Here is a 2,598-nt window from a genome sequence, read left to right as displayed (position 1 = left end):
GCCCTCCCCCTGCAAGCAAGGGGGAGGAGAAAAGCGCGGCGGGCTCTCAGACCGCGCGGCCTTGCGGCGGTTCCCGGCCACGTTGACGCGAGCCTAACCCCGCCGCGACGTACCATCGCCCGACTCACCCGCCATGACCGCCCCCGCGTCCGCGCCCGGACGACCATGACGGCCCGCCATCGTCAGCCGCCATGTGCGGTTCCGTGCGGCGCCGCTCATGCCGATGCGACCCGCACCTCTGCAAGAGGAGGGTCGCATCGTGTCCTACCACACGGAAAGCATCCGCAACATCGCGCTCGCCGGCCATGCCGGCAGCGGCAAGACCACGCTGTTCGAGGCCTTGCTGCACGCCGGCGGCGTGATCCAGGCGCCCGGCTCGGTGGAGCGCGGCACCACGCAGTCGGACACCGACGCGCAGGAGAAGGCGCGCGGCCATTCCATCGACAGCTGTATCGCCGGCATCGACCGCGGCGGCTGCCGCATCAACCTGATCGACACCGCCGGCTACGACGACTTCCGCGGCGGCACGCTCTCCGCGTTCGCGGCGGTGGAAACCGTGATGGTGGTGGTGAACGCCGTCAACGGCATCGAGCACGGCACCCGCCGCATGATGGATCACGCGCGCTCGCGAGGACTCGCCCGCGTGCTGGTGGTCAACAAGATCGACTTCGAGGGCGCGCATCTCGGCGCCTTGGTCGAAGCGCTGCGCGAGGAGTTCGGCCCCGAATGCCTGCCGGTGAACCTGCCCGCGCAAGGCGGCAAGCAGGTACTGGACTGCTTCTTCCACACCGCGGGCGCCACCGACTTCTCCTCGCTGGCCACCGCGCACCAGCGCATCCTCGACCAGGTGGTGGAGATCAACGAGGCGACGATGGGCGCCTACCTCGACCAGGGCGAGGCTGCGCTCACGCCGCAGCAGTTGCACGACGCGTTCGAGCAATGCCTGCGCGAAGGCCACCTGGTGCCGATCTGCTTCGTCAGCGCGCGCAACGGCACCGGCGCGGCCGAGCTGCTGGACATCGCCGAACGCCTGCTGCCGAATCCCGCGGAAGGCAACCCGCCGCCCTTCGTCAACGGTGAGGGCGAGGCGATCACCGTCAACGCCGACCCGGCGCAGCACGTGATCGCCGACGTGTTCAAGATCGTCAACGACCCCTTCGTGGGCAAGCTCGCCGTCTTCCGCGTGTGGCAGGGCACCGTGCGCCGCGACTCGCAGCTGCTCGTCGACGACGGCCGCAAGCCGTTCAAGGTGGGCCACCTGTTCCGGCTCAACGCGAAGAACCACGTGGAGATCGAGCAGGCGGTGCCCGGCGACATCGCCGCGGTGGCCAAGGTGGAGGAGATCCACTACGACGCCGTGCTGCACGATGCGCACGAGGAGGACCGCATCCGCCTCGCGCCGATGCGCTTCCCGCAACCGATGTTCGGCCTCGCGCTGGAACCGAAGCACAAGGGCCAGGAACAGAAGCTCGCGAACGCGCTGGGGCGACTGACCGAGGAAGACCCCTGCCTGCGCATGGAACACCACAAGGAACTCAACGAGACCGTGCTGCGCGGCCTCTCCGAGCTGCACCTCAAGGTGGCGCTGGAACGCATGCGCGAACGCTATGGCGTGGAAGTCGTCACCCATCCGCCGCGCATCGCCTACCGCGAAACCATCGCCGCGCACGCGGAAGGCCATCACCGCCACAAGAAGCAGACCGGCGGCGCCGGCCAGTTCGGCGAGGTGTTCCTGCGCGTGGAACCGCTGGAACGCGGCGCCGGCTTCGAATTCGTCGACGCGGTGAAGGGCGGCGTGATCCCCGGCACCTTCATTCCCGCGATCGAGAAAGGCGTGCGCCAGGCGATGGAACGCGGCGCGGTGGCCGGCTTCCCGCTGCAGGACCTGCGCGTCACCGTGTACGACGGCAAATACCACCCGGTCGACTCCAAGGAAGTCGCCTTCGTCAGCGCCGGCAAGAAGGCCTTCCTCGACGCCGTGGGCAAGGCCCGCCCGATCGTGCTGGAACCGATCGTGGACGTGGAGGTAGCGATCCCCGAGAGCGACGTCGGCGACGTCACCGGCGGCCTCGCCGGCAAGCGCGCGCGCATCCTCGGCACCGACAGCCGCCGCGGCGGCGAACTGCTGATCAAGGCCCAGGCCCCGCTCGCCGAACTCACCGACTACCCCACCGAACTCAAGGCGATGACCGGCGGTCGCGGCCGCTACAGCCTCGACCTCAGCCACTACGAGGCGGTGCCCGCGCCGGTGCAGAAACAGCTCAGCGAGGCGTGGAAACCGAAAGTCGAGGAGGAATAGCGGTCCATGGATGGACCGCTCGCGGATCAAGCGCCGCCGCGCTTGATCCGGCGGAACCGAGTCCGGCCTTCGCCGAACTCGGCGAGTCGAAAGCGGGCTGGACAGCCCGCTTTCGATATCAGGCAAGCGCTCCTGCTTGGGGTTGGCTCTCGTCAGGCCGCAAGCCTGCAGCCTAGCAGGCTGTTGAGAAACCTCCGCGCGCCGCCGCGGTCATAGACGTTCTCAATCACTGACCGCCCGATCCGATGCGCAGCCCCGACGTCCAGCAGCTTGGCATGTTCTCGTATGTATCGGTCGAA

General features: G+C 68.6%; 1 protein-coding gene. It reads left to right on the top strand.

Annotation, left to right across the window (positions count from 1 at the left end):
- Window positions 1-259: 259 nt before the first annotated feature.
- Window positions 260-2,299 (top strand): elongation factor G, encoded by a 2,040-nt coding sequence (gene fusA, locus B0E52_RS00010; RefSeq protein WP_077480479.1) that lies wholly within the window; start codon window positions 260-262, stop codon window positions 2,297-2,299.
- Window positions 2,300-2,598: the final 299 nt, after the last annotated feature.

This window comes from Rhodanobacter sp. C06, assembly GCF_002001105.1.
Classification (GTDB): domain Bacteria; phylum Pseudomonadota; class Gammaproteobacteria; order Xanthomonadales; family Rhodanobacteraceae; genus Rhodanobacter_A.
This window is presented reverse-complemented; position numbering and strand designations above follow the sequence as displayed.